This is a genomic window from Chitinophaga sp. YIM B06452 (genome assembly GCF_039655965.1).
Taxonomy (GTDB): Bacteria; Bacteroidota; Bacteroidia; order Chitinophagales; family Chitinophagaceae; genus Chitinophaga.
Genome location: NZ_JAWLKY010000001.1, coordinates 1,752,643 through 1,771,637 on the forward strand (window position 1 = coordinate 1,752,643; position 18,995 = coordinate 1,771,637).

Genomic DNA, 18,995 nt, shown 5'->3' on the forward strand with positions numbered 1-18,995 from the left:
GCCTTTTTTTTGTAGTATTGCCAACGCAGATGCCCTTTTTACAGCAACATATGATGAAGGAAGCCGATGACGCCACGCTGGTCCGGGAATACAAGGAAACCGGCCGGCTGGACTACCTGGCGGCATTATATGAGCGTTATATGAACCTCGTGTACGGCGTATGCCTCAAGTACCTGGACGAAGAGAGCAGCAAAGACGCCGTGATGCAGATCTTCGAAGAGCTGGTTGAAAAACTGAAGAACCATGAGGTGCAGAATTTCAGGGGCTGGCTGCATGTGCTGAGCCGCAACCATTGCCTGATGAAGATCAGGGCCACCAAGGGCAGGGTTGTTTCCATAGACGACAACGGATTTATGGAATCCGGCGAAAATATTCATCCTGAGAACGGGTTTAACCTGGAAGCGAACCTCCAGGCCATGGAAAAGTGCCTGGAAACCTTGCCGGAAGAGCAGAAGCGCAGTGTAAACCTGTTTTACCTGCAGGAGAAAAGCTATCGTGAAGTGGCAGAGATCACCGGGTACGAAATGACGAAGGTGAAAAGTTATATACAGAACGGGAAGCGGAACCTCAAAATTTGTATGGAAAAGAATTAATGGCTGATAATCAAAAACATATCAAACCAACTGCGGACCTGATCCGCCGGTACCTGGCAGGTGAGCTGGACGATAAGACCATGCATGCCCTGGAAAAACAGGCGCTGGACGACCCGTTCCTGGCAGACGCGCTGGAAGGATATACCATGTATGAGCCGGACCAGTCTGCTGCCATTGCAGACCTCCAGGCCCGGTTAAACGAGCGGGTGAGCAGCGGCAAAAAAACAGCCGTTCCTGCAGCGGCCGCTGTTGGTCCTGAATCAGCCGTTGAGCCACCAAAAGCCAGGGTCCGCCGCCTGGATTACCGCTGGGTTGCTGCCGCCGTTATTCTCGTGATATTGTCTGTTGGCGGGGTATTGTTGTTGAATAAAGATCCCCGTGAGCAGGATATTGCGCAAGTGCCAAAAGCGAAAGACACTGTAGCTGCTTCCCAACCGGATGTGAGCGCAGCGGATGCCGCAGATTCGCTTTCAGGGCTCGTTGAAGTCCAAAAGGATGTTGCACCTGCCGCGGCAGTGCCTTCTGCTGAAGAACAGACTCGCCAGGATGCCCAACAGCAGGCACTTTCAGCCAAAACAAAAGAAGAGGCCGATACCCGGGCGAAAATAAATGAAACAAAAAAAGCCCAGCGTGCAAGAACCGCTGTTCCACCACCGCCTCCGGCAGCACGGGCGGCTGAAACCTCTGCCTACGCAGCGGCCCCGGCGCCTCTCATCGCAAAAGAGGAAACGCATGCGAGGGCTAATATCATAGACACTATACTGATCGGCAGTTCAAGGAAAGATACCGGCAGCGAACTTGCCATACGGAAGGCCCTGGCGCAGGGTAATAAGGTAGAAGGCGTAGTAACCGGCGCCGAATCCAAATACCGCCGTTACTCCGAAGAAAACGACCTCCGCATCCTCAGCGGCCAGGTGATAGACGCGATGAACGGCCAGAAACTTCCCGGCGTTGTCATCCACGTGCAGGGTACAGACAAAGCCGCGGTGACAGACACGGCGGGCTATTTCGCCCTCAAAGTGGAGCCCAATAAGAAACTCAATCTCGATTTCTCTTACATGGGCTATGAAAGCACCAACGTGGCCGTTGCCGGCAATCAAAACCACCTGAACGTAAGCATGCCACAGACGGAGAAGGCGTTAAAGAAAATAATGATAAGGGGTTACGGCACTGCCGCGAAAAAGGGGAATGCCCCCGCAAGCCCGTACTACGGTGATTCTGCGCATATAAAATACCTTGAGCTTATTAAAGCCTTTCCGGTAAAGGGTTTGAAAGAAAAGATCGCTGGTAAGGTAACTGTTTCCTTCACGGTAATGCCCGATGGCATGCTGAAAGACATCATAGCGCATCAGCCTTTCCGCGAAGAAGCGGGCAAAGCCGCTGTAAAAAATATCCAGGATGGCCCGAAATGGCTGCCGCCAAGCGGCAAAGAGTCCTTCGTGCTCCTGCAAGTGCCTGTGGAATTGGTTCCCGCGGAATAAAAAAGGGGCTGATCGCTCAGCCCCTGTATATTAGAATCTCTACTTTTTCCTTTCTTTCCACAACTGGTTGAATGATTTGGGCGCGAATATGGGCAGCCCTCTTTCATCGTCGCCCCATGCTTTTCCAAACAGTTTCCCGATCACCAGGTTTTTGGTTTTGCCGCCCACCAGATTCATCATACGGCGGCTGAGGCAGGCCTGTTTCCAGCCAAACCAGCCGAGCTTTTCAGCGCCGGTGGTATGATGCTCTTCTACGGCTTTATGGCGGTTGTGCAGCAGCAGCTCGTGCAGGTTGATGCGCACAGGGCATACTTCCGTACAGTTGCCGCAGAGCGAAGACGCGAAGCTGAGGTGCATGTATTTCTCGATGCCCTGCAGGTGCGGAGTGATCACCGCGCCAATGGGGCCGCTGTAGGTGGTCTTGTAGGTGTGGCCGCCGATGTTCTTGTACACGGGGCAGGCATTCAGGCAGGAGCCGCAGCGGATGCAGTAGAGGCTTTCCCGGACCTCAACGTCCTGCAGGATGTTGGTGCGGCCATTGTCCAGGAAGATCACGTACATTTCTTCCGGTCCGTCTGTTTCGCCTTCCTGGCGCGGGCCGGTGAAGATGGTATTGTAGGAAGTGATCTGCTGGCCTGTGCCGTAAGTGGCCAGCAGCGGCCAGAACAGCGCGAGGTCATTGATGGAGGGCAGCACTTTTTCGATGCCCACGAGCGCGATGTGCGTTTTGGGGAAAGAAGTGCTGAGGCGCGCATTGCCTTCGTTTTCGGTAACGGCGATGCCGCCGATGTCTGCAATGATAAAATTCGCGCCGGTGATGCCTACTTCCGCTTCCAGGTATTTCTGGCGGAGCTTGTCGCGGGCCACGAGCGTGAGCTCTTCAGGACTGAGCGTAGGGCTGGAGCCGAGCTTGTCGTGGAAAAGCTGCGCCACTTCTTCCTTGCTTTTGTGCATGGCTGGCGTCACGATGTGGTACGGCGGCTCATCGTCCAGCTGCTGGATGTATTCGCCGAGGTCCGTCTCTACGCTTTCGATATTATTTTCGTGCAGGAAATCGTTCAGGTGTATTTCTTCCGTGGCCATGGATTTGCTCTTCACCACGGTCTTGCAGTTCTTCGCTTTGCAAATAGCCAGTATCTCTTCGCGCGCCTGTTCGGCAGTTTCGGCCCAGATCACTTTGCCGCCGCGTTTAATGAAGTTCATCTCGAAATCTTCAAGGTGTTTGTCCAGGTTCTCGATGGCTTTCCACTTCACGTTCTTGGCGCGCTCCCTGGCTGTAGGCAGGTCTGCGAACTGGAGCTTGCCGTTCTTCACGGCGGCGTTATACTTGCCTATATTGAAGTTGATCGTTTTGCGGTGACCCAGATCAGCCGCTTTGATCTCGCTTTCGGAGAGAAAGGTGCTTGCCGTCTTGTTCATATGCCTGTAAAGATAGTCAAAAAGTGTTCGGGTGTTTTTGCAGGGCAAAGATTGCGCCTATTCTATCAATATTCAGAAAAATTATATCAATTATCATCCTGTACCTTCCTGCCTGGCAGGTTATTCTCCTTCTTCCGTTTCGTATTGTTTGCCGGCGATCTTGTCCAGCACTTCGTAGAATTCTTCGCCGTATTTCCGCGTGATGGCTTCTTTCAGGAATTTGTACACGGGTACCTGGAGCTGGTTACCCAGTTTGCAGGCGGGTTTGCAGATGCTCCACTTGTCGTAGTTGACTGCTTCGAAGGTTTCGTATTTGGTGATGCGGATGGGGTAGAGGTGGCAGGAAATGGGCTTCCGGTAATCGGTGGCGCCGGCTTTCCATGCTTTTTCGATGCCGCAGCCTACAATGCCGTTGTCGTCGATTGTGGCGTAGGCGCAGATGGCGCCGTTTACGATGGGAGTAACATGGCCATGCTCATCGTCCCAGGTGTGCAGCCCGGTGCGTTCTATTTCTTCAATGCCCTGCGGGCGGAGGAAGGGCTTTACTTTGGGATAGATCTTCTTCAGGATTTTCAGCTCTTCCTCTTCCAGCGGTGCGCCGCAATCCCCGGCCACACAACAGGCGCCTTTGCATGCGTTCAGGTTGCATACAAAGTTCTTTTCAACTACATCGTCACTGATGTATTTATCATCTATCACTATCATCGTTCGCTCAGTTAGCTTTCCATTTCAGTGTTTGGACCAGGTGCCGCATATCCTCTTCCAGGAACTTGTTCACGGGGGCCAGGGAATCCGCGTTGGGCGGAGCGTAAAAATACAAAGCTCCGCGCAAAAAATGCGCAGTGGAGTCCGTGGCATAGAATTGTTTGGCGGAAGCGGCGTTGCCGCCCACTTCATAAAACAGGCCGTGCACGTTGTTGGGCGTGTGAATGTCCTGCTCCTCGATGGATTCCGCCTTATAGGTATGTTTATAAGTCAGCTTGAAGGCATCGTTGATGAGCTTGTCCAGCGCATTTTTGGGGCCTACTACCTTATAGCTCATGTAGATCTTACCGTTCAGCTCCGGGATGTCTACATTGATCCACCAGGGGTTTTCGGCCTTTTCGTCGAAAAACAGCGTGTCTTTCACGATGCGGGCGTACACCGGGTATTCGAAAGTGTAAGGATAACCGGGTTCGTTGAACACCTGGTATTTTTTCTCCGGCAGGTCTATGCGGAAGTAGCCCCTGGGCTTGGGCGTGTAGCCCTGTTGCTGGCAGGCGCCGAAAACGGGCAGGAGCGCTGCGAGGAGTAAGTAGCGGAAATTTTTCACGGCCGGTCTCATTCAGTTTCAATACCAGATTTAATGCTCACCTGTACTTTCTGGATGCGCATCTTGGTCACTTCCAGGATGGTGAAATCGAAGTTGCCGTAGCTGATCACGCTGTTCTCTTCGGGGAATTTCCCGGAAAGTTCCAGTATCAGCCCGCCGATGGAATCGCTTTCGCCTTTAACGGATTCAAAGGTGTCCGGCGCGATGTTGAGGATGCGGCAAACGTCGTTCAGCATGGTTTTGCCTTCAAATACGTATGTGTGCTCGTTTACCTTGTTGTAGTTGAATTCTTCTTCATCAAATTCATCCTTGATATCCCCGATCACTTCTTCCATGATGTCTTCCAGCGTCACGATGCCCGAGGTGCCGCCGAATTCGTCTACCACCACGGCAAAATGCATATGCCGCGTCTGGAACTCATTCAGCAGGTCTTCGATGAGTTTATGTTCATGCACAAAAAAAGGCTGGCGCAGCACTTCGTGCCAATCGAAGTTGTCGCCTTTATCCAGGTGTTGCAGAAGGTCTTTGGTATGCACCACGCCCACGATAGTGTCCAGGTTTACTTTGTAGACGGGCAGGCGGGAGTAATGGAGGTCTGCCACCTGTTTCACGACTTCGCTGAAGGGCATGTCGTATTCCAGGCCGTTCACGTCCAGGCGGGTGCGCATGATCTGTTTTACGGCGATGTTGCCGAATTTGAGGATGCCACGCACGATGTTCTTTTCTTCCTGTGAAGCGCCCGGCTCCACGCTCATTTCGATCACTTCGTCTATCTCGTGGTAGTTGATGGGGCGGGTATTGCGGTGAAAGAGGCGCGCTTCGATGCCTTCGCTCATGTTCACGAAGAAGTCGCTCACCGGTTCCAGCGTGGCGTGAATGATGTGCACGAACCATGCGAAATAGGTGGCGAAGCGCATATTATTCTGGGTGGCCCATACGCGGGGGAGGATCTGGCCAAAGAATAACAGCACGAAGGTGATGATGGCGATCCTTACGATGAAGGACAGGAATTCCAGGTCCCGCAGCGTTTCCACCTGGGCGATCAGGTAGTTGGTAATAAAAATGAAGGCGATGTTGAACAGGATGTTCGCGATCTGGAGGGAAGCGAGCAGGGATTTGGGTTTTTCCAGCAGCCTGGTGATCATTTTGCCGGCATTGCTTTGCCGGGTCTTGAGCACGTTCAGGTCTTTGTAATTCAGGGAAAAAAACGCCACTTCTGCCCCGGAAACAATGAAAGTGAGCAGTAGTAATATGAAAATGACGAGCAGGAACACCACGACGTTCAGGTTAGGTGCGTTCGATGCCAGCTCTTGTAACAAAACACTCTTCGGTAAAATGCTAGCCGTCAGGTAAGCCAAGTTATAATGTATTGGTCAAAAATAATGGGAAAGTAATTCAGGTCTGTAATGATTGAATCGCTTTCCCGCATGCAAATATAAAGAATGTACCGTTACGGGCGGATAGTTGGTAAGATTTAACCTGCCGGGTGGGTTTTTAGAAGGGCAGATCATCCGCCGGTTCGCTCATGGGAGGTATATCCAGGCCTGAATAGCCTTCCCCGTGATGCGAGCCCCCGGAGGAAGCGGGCGCGGAGCCTGTGCTGTGATGGGGAACTGGGTGGTCGCCGTTGTTAACATCCATCCTTTTGTCGAGCATCACCAGGTTGTCTCCCACCACTTCGGTGGCGAATTTTTTGTTGCCCTCCTTGTCTTCCCAGCTGCGGGTGCGGAGGCGACCTTCGATATAAACGAGGCTGCCTTTGTGGAGGTATTTTTGGGCCAGTTCTGCCAGTCCTCTCCAAAGAACAACCGTATGCCATTCTGTTTGGGAAATCAACTTGCCGGCTCTGTCTTTAAACGTTTCGGTAGTGGCGAGGGAGAATTTAGCCACTGCGATATTACCTTCCAGGAATTGAACATCGGGGTCTCTGCCAAGATTGCCAATCAGGATTACTTTATTAACACCTCTCATAATTGTAGGTTTTAATCTGTCCGATTATAAATTATTCATCTCACGGTCAACCTTACTAAAGTTAATGTTTTTTTCAAATCAAGACATCAAATTTTTACCTTTTCCATTGACAGGTAAGGCTTACGGGTAAGGTTAGCCGTTGGCATGGTACCAAAGCCGTTCCCGCACGTCGTCTATCGTTTCAGGTAATCGGTGATGATCTTGGGGAAAGCGTATTTCTCCAATTGGTTTGCCGGCACGAGCATATAGTTTTCCGGCAGGCTGAAATCCGGAGAAAGGCTGAAGCGGATGAAGCTGGCGTGGATGGTCTGATGGGTGAGCTGCTGCTTTAGTTCCACGCCGGGTTCCAGGGCTTCGGACTTGCCAGGCAGCAGGCGCCGGAAGCCGGCGGTTTGGCGGAGGGCTTCAATACCGGCAGGGGCGGGCGTTTCAACGAGCGGGAATTCGTGCAGGTTCTGCCAGATGTCTTTGGCGGTGCGTTTGCGGATCCAGATCTTTCCATCCTGTTCGAGGAGTAAAAAATGGAAATATCTTTTTTTTATGACTAATTTTTTGGATTTTACAGGAACGAGATCTGTTAATCCTTTTTGAAACGCTTCGCAATGGAGCGAGAGCGTACAAGTTTTGCAGAGTGGTTGCTGAGGTTTGCAGACTACTGCCCCGAAATCCATAATCGCCTGATTATAAATGCCAGCCTGGTTTTTGGGGAGCACATCATTGGCCAGCATTGTGAAGAGTTTTTTGCCTGCGGTGGTATCCACGGGCGTATCTATGCCAAAATAACGGGCGAGCACACGGTAAACATTCCCGTCGAGCACAGCGTGGGGAAGATTATAAGCAAAAGAAGCGATGGCGGCTGCGGTATATGCGCCAACGCCTTTCAGCGCGGCGATGCCTTCGTAGGTGTCCGGGAATTTGCCGGCGGCAGCGATGGAGCGGGCGGCGGCGAGCATATTTTTACAGCGGGCGTAGTAGCCAAGCCCTTGCCAGAGGCGGAAAACCTCTTCCTCCGGGGCTTTGGCGAGATCGTTCACGGTGGGGTATGCGGTGATGAAACGTTCATAATAAGGCCATCCCTGCTCTACGCGTGTTTGCTGGAGGATGATCTCCGATAACCAGATGAAATAGGGATTTTTTTCGTTCTTCCAGGGCATGCTCCGGTCGTTGTGGGCGCGGTTCCAGGTCAGAATACGGTCAGTAAAAAATCTTTTAGTATCGGTCATTTGGGCAAAATAATTTATATATGTCGATGTTTTTCTATATATTCGTGTTCCCAAAGCCTTTATTAGTGCTGACTTGCAGTGATTTAGGCATTCGTGGGAGCACAAATAAACGTATTTTTAGAACGCGGTATCTATAACAAAAAAAGATAAATTTTATTTGCTTGAAAATTCAGCAATTAAATTTTTTTTAATAACTTTGGAAAACAAGTAATCCTCCGCTTCATTATGAGAAAAGCTGATTTGATTAACAACATTGCTGAAAAAACCGGCATCCCCAAAGTAGATGTGTTAGTAACACTCGAAGCCATGTTCAAGGAAGTTAAGGAGGCGTTAGCAAATGGCGAGCATATCTACATCCGCGGGTTTGGTAGCTTTATCACGAAGAAAAGAGCTGCCAAGATTGGCCGTAACATTAAGAAGAACGTGGCCGTGGAGATCCCGGAACACTTCATTCCAGCATTTAAGCCATCTAAAGAGTTTGTAGCAGAAGTTAAAAAGCTCAAAAGTTCTTAGATTTGCATCCTAACATTTATTAGGTGCAAAGAAATCAACTACTCCTTCTTGGCCTTGCTGTTGCCGTGGTTACGGTACTGTTTGCGTTTGGCCGTATAACGCCTAAAGTGCAGGGGCATGACCATGCCGGTCATGATCACGGCGCTGAAGGCGCTTCCATGGCTGAAGCAAAGGCGGCCGATTTTAATGATCTGCTGAAAAGGGCCAAGGAAAAAGTTCCTGCAGACAAGCTCGTGGAGATCACCGGGCTTGAAAATACTGTCGTACGCGGTGATGTCCAGACCCAGCAGATCACCGCCTACCGGCAATTGTACACTATCTGGGATAACCTGAACGAGCTCCCCATCGCTGCGCATTATGCCGCCGAAGCCGCCAAGTTGGAAAATTCGGGAAAAAGCCTCACCTTTGCAGCCAATTTATTTTTAGACCATCTCTCGCACACGCAGGACGCGGGCGTAAGACAGTGGGAGGCCGGCAAGGCCCTTGAGTTGCTTGACAGGGCCATCGCGCTTGAACCAAACAATGACACGCTGAAAGTAAAGAAAGGTACGCTGCTCGTTATCAGCAATAGCACGGCGCCTATGCAGGGCATCGGCATTCTGAGGGAAGTAGCGGAGCGGAATCCCGATTTCCTGGATGCACAGCTCACTCTGGCCAACTTCAGTATAACGTCCGGCCAGTTCGATAAAGCGATCGAACGTATGGAAAAAGTGCTGGAACGCAAGCCTGATGAACCGAAAGCCATGTTCCTGCTGGCCGTAGCCCATCAGAGCAAAGGCGAGAACGATAAAGCAAAAGACCTTCTCCGCCAATGCCGTAAGCTCATCAAAGACCCGGCCCTGGCTGCTGAGATAGACGAATATATAAAGAGCATTAAGTAATATATTATAAAACATTAAAAAAAGAAAAAGGTATGCCCTGCGGAAAGAAAAGAAAAAGACATAAAATCGCAACCCACAAACGCAAAAAAAGGTTGAGAAAAAACCGTCATAAGAAAGGTAAGAAATAATTCTCCTGTTTCCCCGCCATTTATACTAACAGGTATAAGTAGACGGTAGGGCCCGACACGATAAATTTTTTTAAGCGATCCTGCATGATTTTAGCTTTAATTGTTAAATTGCTAAAGTCATGCAGGTTGTTTTCGTAGTCCGGCCTGTACAGATTCCGGAACTTATCCTGTATATCACTAAACCCTTTGCACAATCCTCTCCTCGTAGTGAATCGCCGGTCCCAGATTCCCGGCCTCTCATTTGGGCATGTTGTATTCCCGTGTTAAAACTGCGGGTGCACTAAAGTGAAGTATTTATGGATAAAATTTTGACGCTTGAATAAGGAATTGATTATAAATGCAGCACCATCCGGTGTGGAAATTGCATTGCTGGAAGATAAGAAGTTAGTGGAGCTGCATCATGAAAGCGGCAATCCTAATTTTGCGGTAGGGGACCTTTATTTGGGCAAAGTAAAGAAACTCATTCCCGGCCTTAACGCGGCCTTCGTAGATGTAGGCTTTGAAAAAGACGCCTTCCTTCACTATACCGATCTCAGCCCCTACATCCGGTCACTCTTAAAGTTCACCCAACAATCCATTTCGGACAAATCCGAAACCTTCGATTTCGGGAAATTCAAAAATGAACCGGAAATAGTAAAGACCGGCAAGATCACCGAAGTGCTCGGCGGTAAACCCAACATCCTCGTACAGATCCTCAAAGAACCCATTTCTTCCAAAGGCCCCCGGCTCAGCTGTGAAATATCGCTGCCCGGCCGGTTCATCGTTATCACCCCCTTCAATAATATTGTGGCTGTATCCAAAAAGATACACTCATCGGAAGAAAGAAAACGCCTGCAGAAGATCGTAGAGGCCATCAAACCGCCCAATTTCGGGGTGATCGTACGCACCGCCGCCGAAGGAAAAAAGACCGCAGAACTGCACGAAGACCTGACCACCCTCGTGAGCACCTGGAAAACCATCCAGGAAAACCTCCGCAACGGCCAGGCCCCGCAAAAGATACTCAGCGAGCAAACCAAAACGACCAGCATCCTGCGCGACCTGCTCAACGAAAGCTTCAACCGCATCGTGATCAACGATAAAAATATTTATACGGACACCAAAACGTATATCCAGAAGATCGCGCCGGAAAAGCAGGACATCGTGACCTACTACCACAACGGCGCGCCCATCTTCGACCACTTCGGCGTTACCCGCCAGGTGAAAGCGTCGTTTGGCAAGACCGTGAACCTGGACAGCGGGGTGTACCTCATCATTGAAGCCACCGAAGCCCTGCACGTGATAGACGTGAACAGCGGTTATAAAAGCTCCAGCAACAACCAGGAACAGAACGCCCTCGCCTCCAACCTGGAAGCGGCGGCCGAGATCGCGCGCCAGCTGCGTCTCCGCGACCTGGGCGGCATCATCATCATCGACTTCATCGATATGAAGCTGCCGGAGAACAAAAAAACGGTGTACGAAGCCATGGAGAAATTCATGGCGCCTGACAGGGCGAAACATACCATCCTGCCCATCTCCAAGTTTGGCCTGATGCAGATCACCCGCCAGCGCGTGAAGCCGGAGATCACCATTTCCGTTGCGGAAGATTGTCCCGCCTGCAAAGGCACCGGCAAAATAGGCGCTTCCATGCTGATCGTGGAAGACATCGAAAAGAACCTGCAATACCTGCTCAATCACCAGCATAAAGGCCTTACCATACGCGTGCACCCCATATTGTACGCCTTCCTCACCAAAGGCTGGCTGCGGAGCCGCCAGTGGAAATGGTACTTTGCCTATAAAAAATGGATCAAGCTGCGGGCGGATTCCAACTACCACCTCACGGAATACCACTTCTTTGACGCCAACGACGAAGAGATCAAATTGTAAAAAAAGATATTGCAAAGAAGGGCGTACCAAACAAACGGTACGCCCTTTTGCATGATTGTTGCTGAATTGTTGGATACCGTGCAACATACACGGTATTCGATTGTTATACCTCGTAAACCACTCCGTTTGCTATGCTGAAAAAATACCTGCTGCCCGTATTCGCCATGCTCACCCTGGCCGCCTGTAAACAAGGCGGGAAATCGAAGTCTGAAGCCGTGAACCGCGATACCACGCACTATACCAAAGAGGAATATATCGCCCAGTCGCTGGACAGCAACAAGGTTAGCGAATTCCTTGCCCGGCATGCGGAATTCAGGCCCTACAGCGAACTGATCAAAGACTTCTACCGCAAACGCGATTTCCACTACGCGTGGATCAACGAAGAAGGCATTACCGAACAGGCGGGCGGCCTGCTGAACATGATGCGCCAGGATGCTGAAAGCGGCATTAAAGACAGCACGCTGAACAACAGCCGCGTGAGCGCCCTCTACGATTCCATCGCGCTCATGGGCGACAGCCTCAACCGCCGGGATACTATCATATCCGTGGCGGAACTGAGTCTTACCGCGGAGTTTTTCGTATATGCAAACAAGGTATGGGGCGGCATGACCAGCGATAACGCCAAAGACCTGGAGTGGTTCATCCCCCGCAAAAAGATCAACGTGGAAAGCCTGCTGGATTCGATCGTACGTTACCCGAAAAAAGCGCTGGCCTCAGACGAGCCCGTGAACCGCCAGTACAAGCTGCTCCGCGACCAGCTCTCAAAAATGGGCGATCTCGTGAAGAAACATCCGCAGCAGGATTCCATCAGGCTGGCGGATAAAAAGAAAACATTCAAATCCGGCGATTCTTCAGACGTGATCGCCGCCGTAAAATCGCGCCTGGCGCTTTACGGCGATTATAAAGAAAAGGACACCACCACCAAATTCACGCCCCTGCTGGATTCCGCTTTACGCAATTACCAAACCCGCATGGGCCAGAAGCCGGACGGCATCATCCGCCAGCAAACCGTAGACGCGCTGAACCGCCCGCTGCAACACTACATGCACCAGATATTGCTCAACATGGAACGCCTGCGCTGGGTGCCCGTGGAGGTGACAACGGATTATATTCTCGTGAATATCCCCGAGTTCCGCCTGCATGCGTATGAAGACGGCAAGCTGGCCTGGAGCTGCAATGTAGTGGTGGGCACGCCCGGCGCCAGCACGGTGATCTTCAGCAAAGACATGCAGTACGTGGTATTCAGCCCTTACTGGAACGTGCCGCCCGGTATCCTGAAAAAAGAAGTGCTGCCCGGCATCCGTAAGAGCGGCGCCGCATACCTGCGGCGGCATAACATGGAGATGACCGGCAGCGGCAATAATATTTCCGTGCGGCAGAAACCCGGGCCCAGTAATTCCCTCGGCAAAGTGAAATTCCTTTTCCCCAACGAATACAACATCTACCTGCACGACACCCCGGCCAAAAACCTGTTCAGCGAAGCAAAACGCTCCTTCAGCCACGGCTGCATACGGGTATCGGAGCCTAAACACCTCGCGCAATGGGTGCTGCGGAAAGATTCCAGCTGGAACGAACAGAAGATAGACGCCGCCATGAATGCCGGCAAAGAGAAGTATGTCACGCTGAAGAACAAGCTGCCCGTGTACATAGGGTATTTCACCTCCTGGGTAGACAGCCAGGGGCGCCTCAATTTCCGTGACGACGTATATGGCCACGACGCCAGGCTGGCGAAATTGTTATTTGGTCAATGATAAGCGGTTTTTGCAACGCCGCAGGCGCTTTGCCCGGGCGGCTTTTGGTCAATGATAAGCGGGTTGTGCGCATTCCTGCGCGTCGTTCTTATTTGGTCAGCAGCACGGCCTTCGGGCGGATCTTTTCCGGCATTGGTTTGGCCGTGGCGGGTGTAAGTTTCCTGAGCATAAAATAACCTGCTGTAAGCACCACCACGCATCCTGCGATGATCATTACATACATCACCGGCGAAGCGGCCATGAACTGGAACGTGCCCGCCGAAATAAGCAGGGCGGCTGCAGCGTTATGCGTAAGGTGTATGAGGAAGCAGGAGCAGAGGTCGCGGAAGCGGAGATAGAAAATGCCGGTGAGCAGCCCGAGCAGGAAAGTGCCCGGCATCTGCGCGGGATCGGGGTGTGCCAGCATAAAAAGCAGCGAGCTTTGCAGCAGGGCCACGCCGCCGGAGTAACGGTGGAGCAATGCTTCCATGATAATGCCGCGGAACAGCAGCTCTTCCATAAAAGCAGCCAGCATTACCGACACAATGATCATATAGCCGGAGCCGGTATGGATCGAGGTGAATGACAGTTCCGGCCAGGCCGGAAGGGGCAGCAGGTACCCGAGCCCGTCTTTCACCATTACCAGCGCAAGCGCCATGGAAAACGCCATGAGGAAGGTTTCCAGTGAAATATTGATCTTCGGTATGAGCCGGAAATTATCCTTTTTGTTGATGAATGTGAAAAGGATCACGCCAACGCCGCTGAGCAGGTGGACCGTAATGAGCAGCGGGGCGTACAGCAAAAGATTGCTCCCGGTAAAACAATAAAGAAGGCCGGCGCCCGCAATCCAGCCGGCATAAAGGCTGAGCTGCATTTTCCATGCACCGTTCAATGAAAGACCATGCTGGGTTTTGACATACATAATCGTGCAGATAATGTTGCGATGTGATATGGTACTTCTTTGGTTGACACTAGTTGTAATGCTAATATAAGCAATTTGCGTATCTAAAATCTTATTTTTGCCGCATATGGAAAAACTGATCATCAACACCAATAATGCCCCGGCGCCCATCGGGCCGTACAACCAGGCCGTGAAAGCCGGCAACATGCTGTTCGTTTCAGGCCAGATAGCCGTGAATCCTGAAACCGGGCAGCTGGAAAAGGATGATATCATCAGCGAAACGCACCGCGTGATGCAGAACCTCCGGAATGTTCTTGCAGAAGCCGGCATGGACTTTTCCGATGTAGTAAAGACCACCATTTTCATCACCGACATGAATGATTTTTCGCAGATCAACGAAGTGTACGGCAAATATTTCACGGGCTACTTCCCCGCCCGCGAAACCGTGCAGGTAGCGGCTTTGCCGAAAGGTGTGAATGTTGAGATTTCCGTGATCGCCGTTAAATAATTGTATGGACATCCTCGTAACAGGCGAAGCGCAGCGTTGGGAAGAATTCCGCGCCGCCCGCAGCACAGAAGGCCACAACTGCACCTGGGAGCCCGAACTGCAGCTTATCGGCAGTGAAGCAGACCTTGTGATAGACCTTTCGCTGGATGAGCGCCCGGAAAACCTCCTGCTCTATGCGATGAAACCCGAAGTGCCGGTACTGGGCTGCCTCGTGAAACTGTCGCCTTCAATATGGGAGCAATACGCGCATATTTACGCTGCCAACCTGCTGCCCGGTTTCATGGGCATGAACCCGCTGGAAACAGCCCTGTCCGCCACCGGCAATGCAGCAAAGCTGGACGCATTGATGAAAGAACTGGGATGGGAATACCAGCTGGTGAAAGCCGCAACAGGCATGGTAACGCCGAGAGTGGTGTGCATGATCATCAACGAAGCATATTTCACCGCGGCGGAAGGCACCGCTTCGCGGGAAGACATTGATATTTCCATGAAACTGGGCACCAATTACCCTTTCGGCCCTTTTGAATGGAGCAAAAAAATAGGCCTGCGCAATGTATACGAAGTATTGCAGGCCGTTTACCGGGAAACCGGCAACGAACGTTATCGGCTCAGCCCGCTGCTGCGCGAGGAATACGAAGCGATGCCGTTTTAAAAGAATGATAGTTTGGCACTCATCTTACATATCGACACAGCCACCGCGCTGGGCTCCGTTTGCCTTTCGAAGGACGGGAAGGAGCTGGAAACCCTGCACAACGCAGACCAGAAAGACCATGCGGCTACCGTCGGCCTGTTCATCCAGCGCCTGCTCGCTAATCACGGCACCGCTCACGAAGAGCTGGATGCTATCGCCGTGAGCGCCGGTCCCGGTTCGTATACTGGTCTCCGTGTGGGAGCTGCTACGGTGAAAGGGTTATGTTATGCCTGGAAAAAACCTTTGATCGCGGTGTCCACTTTGCAGATGATGGCTTCTGGTTTGTATGCTGAATACCCGCAGGATGCGTGGTATATCCCGATGATCGACGCGCGGCGGATGGAGGTGTTCACCGCGGTGTATAACAACGCATTACAAGCCGAAATACCCCCGCAGGCGATGGTGCTTTCACAGGATGCATTTAATGCCTTTTTAGGGCGTAAAACGACATTTTTCTTCGGGGATGGAGCCCCGAAATGGCATGGATTGTTAGGATCGCCTACCAATGCTGTATTTCCCTCATACCAGATATCCGCGGCACATATGATACCTTTGGCCGAGAAAGCCTTTGCCAGTAAGGATTTCCAGGATGTGGCCTACTTCGCTCCGCACTATCTCAAGGCCTTCTTCCACCCCGGAAAACAATAACATTCTTTATTTTTTTAGCAGATTTTTAGCATTTCGCCGCATCATATTACGCATTGAAACGCGTTATAATCTGAGAACGGCAGGATGGACAGTAAAATGCGCCTGGAAATGTCATGTGAACGTCAAATTGTGGAAAAAAGGGGCATATTCCAAATTATATATTAAAAAAGAAGGTATAGAAATTTTTTTTATTGTGACAGATATTATAATTTTGTATAATCAATATCCGTGGTTGTTGTCTAATAATCGCGTTTTACTGTCCGTTGATCCCTGTCATTTCATTTATTTTTTAAAACTATTTTGCGATGGAAAAACAATTATTAACTACCTCTTCTAATACTCTTATTATTTCTAGAGGTAACAATGAAAAAGATCAGATCAAATTGGATTACATTGCCGTTAAAAAGGCCGCGATGGTGTTGAGAGCGATCAACCACAAACTGCGCCAGCAAATGATCAAGCTGCTGGAAGACCATAAGCGCATGACCGTAACGGAGATCTATGTGAAATTGCGTTTGGAACAGTCTGTAGCAAGCCAGCACCTGGCCATCCTGAGGCGCGCAGGCATCGTGATTACCGAGAGAGACGGTAAGTTTATCCACTATACCATCAACAAGCAGCGTATTGCAGAAGTAGCTAAGTTTGTCGAAGAGCTGGTGGGATAATCCATCTACAATCCTGATCAAAAAATGGCCGGAAGAGCGGCCCTGCACCATACTGAGACCGACTGTCTTCTCCTCCGGGGAAGACAGTCTTTTTTTGCCCCTTTATCCCCCTTATCCTACCGGGTAACAGTTTGACCCGGCGCTGACAACCGTCATCGGCCGTTGTATAACTTCTTCGTATTTTTGCCAAAATCAAAAACCATTATGTTCATTAAGCAGTTGTATACAGGTTGCTTATCAGAAGCAGCATATTACATAGAGTCTGAAGGGGAAGCCGCTATCATAGACCCGCTGAGAGACATCGAGCCTTACCTGGAGCTCGCACACGAAAGGAACGCCTCCATCAAGTATATTTTCGAAACACATTTTCACGCGGATTTCGTCTCGGGCCACCTCGATCTTGCAGCCGCCACCAAAGCGCCCATTGTGTATGGTCCTGAGACCGTGACCAGCTTTCCCGTGCATATCGCGAAAGACGGTGAGGATTTCCGGATCGGGAAAGTGAGCGTAAAAGCCCTGCACACGCCGGGCCACACCATGGAGTCTACCTGCTACCTGCTGCTCGACGAAAAAGGCGAACCCAATGCCGTCTTCACCGGCGATACTTTATTTGTCGGCGATGTGGGCCGGCCGGACCTGTTCAGCGGGAACCTCAGCAAGGAAGAACTGGCGGGTTACCTGTTCGAGTCGCTGAAGAACAAGATCAAGACCCTGCCCGATCATGTAACCGTGTATCCCGCGCATGGCCCGGGTTCCGCATGCGGTAAGAATCTTGGTCCCAATACATACAGCACCATCGGCGATGAAAAGCGCAGCAATTATGCGCTGCTGGCGGAAGACAAAGCGGATTTCATCAAGCAGGTAACTGAAGGTTTGGCTACGCCTCCGCAATATTTTCCCATCAACGCGCAGATCAACAAAGAAGGTTACGATGCGATGAACACCGTTATGGAAAGAAGCCTGAAACCTTTATCCATAGAAGATTTTAAAGAAAAGGCCGCTGCCGGCGCCCTCATATTGGATACGCGCAATGCGAATGTTTTCACAGAAGGATTTGTGCCCGGTTCCATCAGCATTGGCCTGGAAGGCCGCTTCGCGGAATGGGCGGGAAGCCTGCTCCCTTTCAACCAGCCTATGCTGCTCGTTACAGCGGCCGGGCAGGAAGAAGAAACGATCGTAAGGCTGGCCCGTGTTGGTTTCGATAAGGTGGAAGGTTACCTGGAAGGCGGTTTTGAAGCCTGGCAGGCAGCCGGTGAAAAGATCGATATGATCATTTCAGTGGATCCCGATGAGCTGGCCATGGATATTCCCCACGACACAAACCTCGTAGTGGTGGACGTGCGCAAACCTGCGGAGTATGCAGACGGGCATATCAAAGACGCCATCAACCTCACCCTCAGCGAAATGACCGACCCCGGCGCCCTTGCGGACCTGGACGAACACCTGAACCTGTATGTTCACTGCCAGGGCGGTTACCGCAGCGTAATAGCCTGTTCCATCATGAAACGCGAAGGCATCCACAACCTCCGCAATGTGAATGGCGGTTACAACAAAATGAAAGATCAGAAAGGGCTGACCACCGTGCAGGAGAAGAACATCCTGAACTAAAAATCCCTGGATCGATATTGAACGCCGGCGGCATTTGCTTCCGGCGTTTTTTTATTTCTCCGTGTCTTCAAATGTTAATCAGATCAAAACATTTTATATCATAGCCAACATCCGCATTCATACTCGTTGGCTGCGGTCATACTGCTGCTCCTGTCAAAGTTTGTCATACTTCGTTATATAGTTTGCGGTTTAAACACATATAAATTTATACACTTACATTTAATATTTACTATTGCATAAATACTTGCTTAACAATTAATTAAACGAAGAAATAATTGTCGTTTACCTTGGAATTGGCTAAATTCCTATAAAATTCTAATCATATGAAACAACGCAAACCCATTTTGCTCGCCTTCCTGCTCGGGATAGGCGTGTTCCTTTACGCTTGTAAGCCAAGCGATGCAAAGCTCCAGAAGGAAGTGAACGACAAGCTGTCTACCGCTTCGCCCGGTGTGATAGCCGAAGTAAAGGGAGGTGTTGCCACCCTCAGTGGAGAAGTAATGGACGATGCAGCCAAAACTGCCGCTGAAGATGCTGCCAAAAGCGTGAAAGGTGTTAAATCCGTTGTTAACAACGTCATGCTTACCCCGCCCCCTCCGCCGCCCGCCGCCCCGCCGGTATCCATCAATCCTGACGATGTGCTCAAATCCAGTGTAGACTCCGCGATCAACGCTGCCGGCATCACTGGTGTAACAGCCACCATTGCGAACGGCGAAGTAACCCTCACTGGCACCATCAAAAAAGCGGACCTGCGCAAAGTGATGCAGGCAGCCAATGAAGCCAAACCGAAAAAGGTGAACAACAAGCTCACCCTGCAATAACCCTGGCTTTTCAATCCAATAAGTAACCTTAAAAAAGTA

20 protein-coding genes are annotated in these 18,995 nt (G+C 50.9%); 13 read left to right on the top strand and 7 right to left on the bottom strand.

The annotated features are described in order from the left end of the window. The first annotated feature begins 50 nt into the window (after positions 1-50). Entirely contained in the window at positions 51-593 is a 543-nt protein-coding gene (locus R3I13_RS06975; protein WP_346317209.1) for a sigma-70 family RNA polymerase sigma factor, read from the top strand. Next, entirely contained in the window at positions 593-2,074 is a 1,482-nt protein-coding gene (locus R3I13_RS06980) for a carboxypeptidase-like regulatory domain-containing protein (RefSeq protein ID WP_346317210.1), read from the top strand. The genes R3I13_RS06975 and R3I13_RS06980 overlap by 1 nt, the downstream gene beginning before the upstream one ends. A gap of 39 nt (positions 2,075-2,113) precedes the next feature. On the opposite strand, the gene R3I13_RS06985 is transcribed toward R3I13_RS06980, so the two are convergent. From R3I13_RS06985 to mutY, 6 genes are all read right to left on the bottom strand, one after another. Beyond that, on the bottom strand, positions 2,114-3,493 hold the full coding sequence (locus R3I13_RS06985) for a LutB/LldF family L-lactate oxidation iron-sulfur protein (RefSeq protein WP_346317211.1): 1,380 nt from the start codon (positions 3,491-3,493) through the stop codon (positions 2,114-2,116). Positions 3,494-3,613: 120 nt separating this feature from the next. Beyond that, positions 3,614-4,198, bottom strand: a complete 585-nt coding sequence (locus R3I13_RS06990) for a DUF3109 family protein (protein ID WP_346317212.1) — start codon at positions 4,196-4,198, stop codon at positions 3,614-3,616. A 7-nt stretch (positions 4,199-4,205) separates the two neighbouring features. Beyond that, positions 4,206-4,805: a gliding motility lipoprotein GldD gene (gldD, locus tag R3I13_RS06995; RefSeq protein ID WP_346317213.1), complete on the bottom strand. Its 600-nt coding sequence runs from the start codon at positions 4,803-4,805 to the stop codon at positions 4,206-4,208. 8 nt (positions 4,806-4,813) lie between these two features. Beyond that, entirely contained in the window at positions 4,814-6,124 is a 1,311-nt protein-coding gene (gldE, locus tag R3I13_RS07000; RefSeq protein WP_346317214.1) for a gliding motility-associated protein GldE, read from the bottom strand. Between the two features lie 175 nt (positions 6,125-6,299). Beyond that, positions 6,300-6,776, bottom strand: coding sequence for a single-stranded DNA-binding protein (locus R3I13_RS07005; RefSeq protein WP_346317215.1), 477 nt, complete (start codon positions 6,774-6,776; stop codon positions 6,300-6,302). A gap of 173 nt (positions 6,777-6,949) precedes the next feature. Continuing rightward, the gene (gene mutY, locus R3I13_RS07010; RefSeq protein WP_346317216.1) at positions 6,950-7,999 is read right to left on the bottom strand and encodes an A/G-specific adenine glycosylase; all 1,050 of its coding nucleotides are present in this window, start codon (positions 7,997-7,999) and stop codon (positions 6,950-6,952) included. A gap of 225 nt (positions 8,000-8,224) precedes the next feature. Between mutY and R3I13_RS07015 the strand changes: the two genes are divergently transcribed. From R3I13_RS07015 to R3I13_RS07035, 5 genes are all read left to right on the top strand, one after another. Next, positions 8,225-8,512 carry an HU family DNA-binding protein gene (locus R3I13_RS07015; RefSeq protein WP_073084475.1) on the top strand — a complete coding sequence of 96 codons (288 nt, stop codon included), beginning with the start codon at positions 8,225-8,227 and terminating at the stop codon, positions 8,510-8,512. Positions 8,513-8,535: 23 nt separating this feature from the next. After that, entirely contained in the window at positions 8,536-9,393 is an 858-nt protein-coding gene (locus R3I13_RS07020) for a tetratricopeptide repeat protein (RefSeq protein WP_346317217.1), read from the top strand. Between the two features lie 32 nt (positions 9,394-9,425). Beyond that, positions 9,426-9,521: an AURKAIP1/COX24 domain-containing protein gene (locus tag R3I13_RS07025; protein ID WP_224118025.1), complete on the top strand. Its 96-nt coding sequence runs from the start codon at positions 9,426-9,428 to the stop codon at positions 9,519-9,521. 315 nt (positions 9,522-9,836) lie between these two features. Continuing rightward, entirely contained in the window at positions 9,837-11,384 is a 1,548-nt protein-coding gene (locus tag R3I13_RS07030) for an Rne/Rng family ribonuclease (RefSeq protein ID WP_346317218.1), read from the top strand. Positions 11,385-11,515: 131 nt separating this feature from the next. Then, positions 11,516-13,135 carry a L,D-transpeptidase family protein gene (locus R3I13_RS07035; protein WP_346317219.1) on the top strand — a complete coding sequence of 540 codons (1,620 nt, stop codon included), beginning with the start codon at positions 11,516-11,518 and terminating at the stop codon, positions 13,133-13,135. Between the two features lie 88 nt (positions 13,136-13,223). Here R3I13_RS07035 and R3I13_RS07040 read toward each other — a convergent pair whose 3' ends face one another. Continuing rightward, positions 13,224-14,036 (bottom strand): type II CAAX endopeptidase family protein, encoded by an 813-nt coding sequence (locus R3I13_RS07040; RefSeq protein ID WP_346317220.1) that lies wholly within the window; start codon positions 14,034-14,036, stop codon positions 13,224-13,226. Between the two features lie 106 nt (positions 14,037-14,142). Between R3I13_RS07040 and R3I13_RS07045 the strand changes: the two genes are divergently transcribed. From R3I13_RS07045 to R3I13_RS07070, 6 genes are all read left to right on the top strand, one after another. Continuing rightward, positions 14,143-14,523 (top strand): RidA family protein, encoded by a 381-nt coding sequence (locus R3I13_RS07045; RefSeq protein ID WP_346317221.1) that lies wholly within the window; start codon positions 14,143-14,145, stop codon positions 14,521-14,523. A gap of 4 nt (positions 14,524-14,527) precedes the next feature. Continuing rightward, positions 14,528-15,175, top strand: coding sequence for a 3-hydroxyacyl-CoA dehydrogenase family protein (locus R3I13_RS07050; protein WP_346317222.1), 648 nt, complete (start codon positions 14,528-14,530; stop codon positions 15,173-15,175). Between the two features lie 12 nt (positions 15,176-15,187). After that, positions 15,188-15,862 carry a tRNA (adenosine(37)-N6)-threonylcarbamoyltransferase complex dimerization subunit type 1 TsaB gene (gene tsaB, locus R3I13_RS07055; RefSeq protein WP_346317223.1) on the top strand — a complete coding sequence of 225 codons (675 nt, stop codon included), beginning with the start codon at positions 15,188-15,190 and terminating at the stop codon, positions 15,860-15,862. A gap of 383 nt (positions 15,863-16,245) precedes the next feature. Next, entirely contained in the window at positions 16,246-16,527 is a 282-nt protein-coding gene (locus tag R3I13_RS07060; protein ID WP_209145680.1) for a metalloregulator ArsR/SmtB family transcription factor, read from the top strand. A gap of 204 nt (positions 16,528-16,731) precedes the next feature. Next, the gene (locus R3I13_RS07065; RefSeq protein WP_346317224.1) at positions 16,732-18,135 is read left to right on the top strand and encodes a rhodanese-like domain-containing protein; all 1,404 of its coding nucleotides are present in this window, start codon (positions 16,732-16,734) and stop codon (positions 18,133-18,135) included. Between the two features lie 323 nt (positions 18,136-18,458). Continuing rightward, a complete protein-coding gene (locus tag R3I13_RS07070) occupies positions 18,459-18,956 on the top strand; it encodes a BON domain-containing protein (protein ID WP_346317225.1) in 498 nt (165 codons plus the stop codon). Positions 18,957-18,995: the final 39 nt, after the last annotated feature.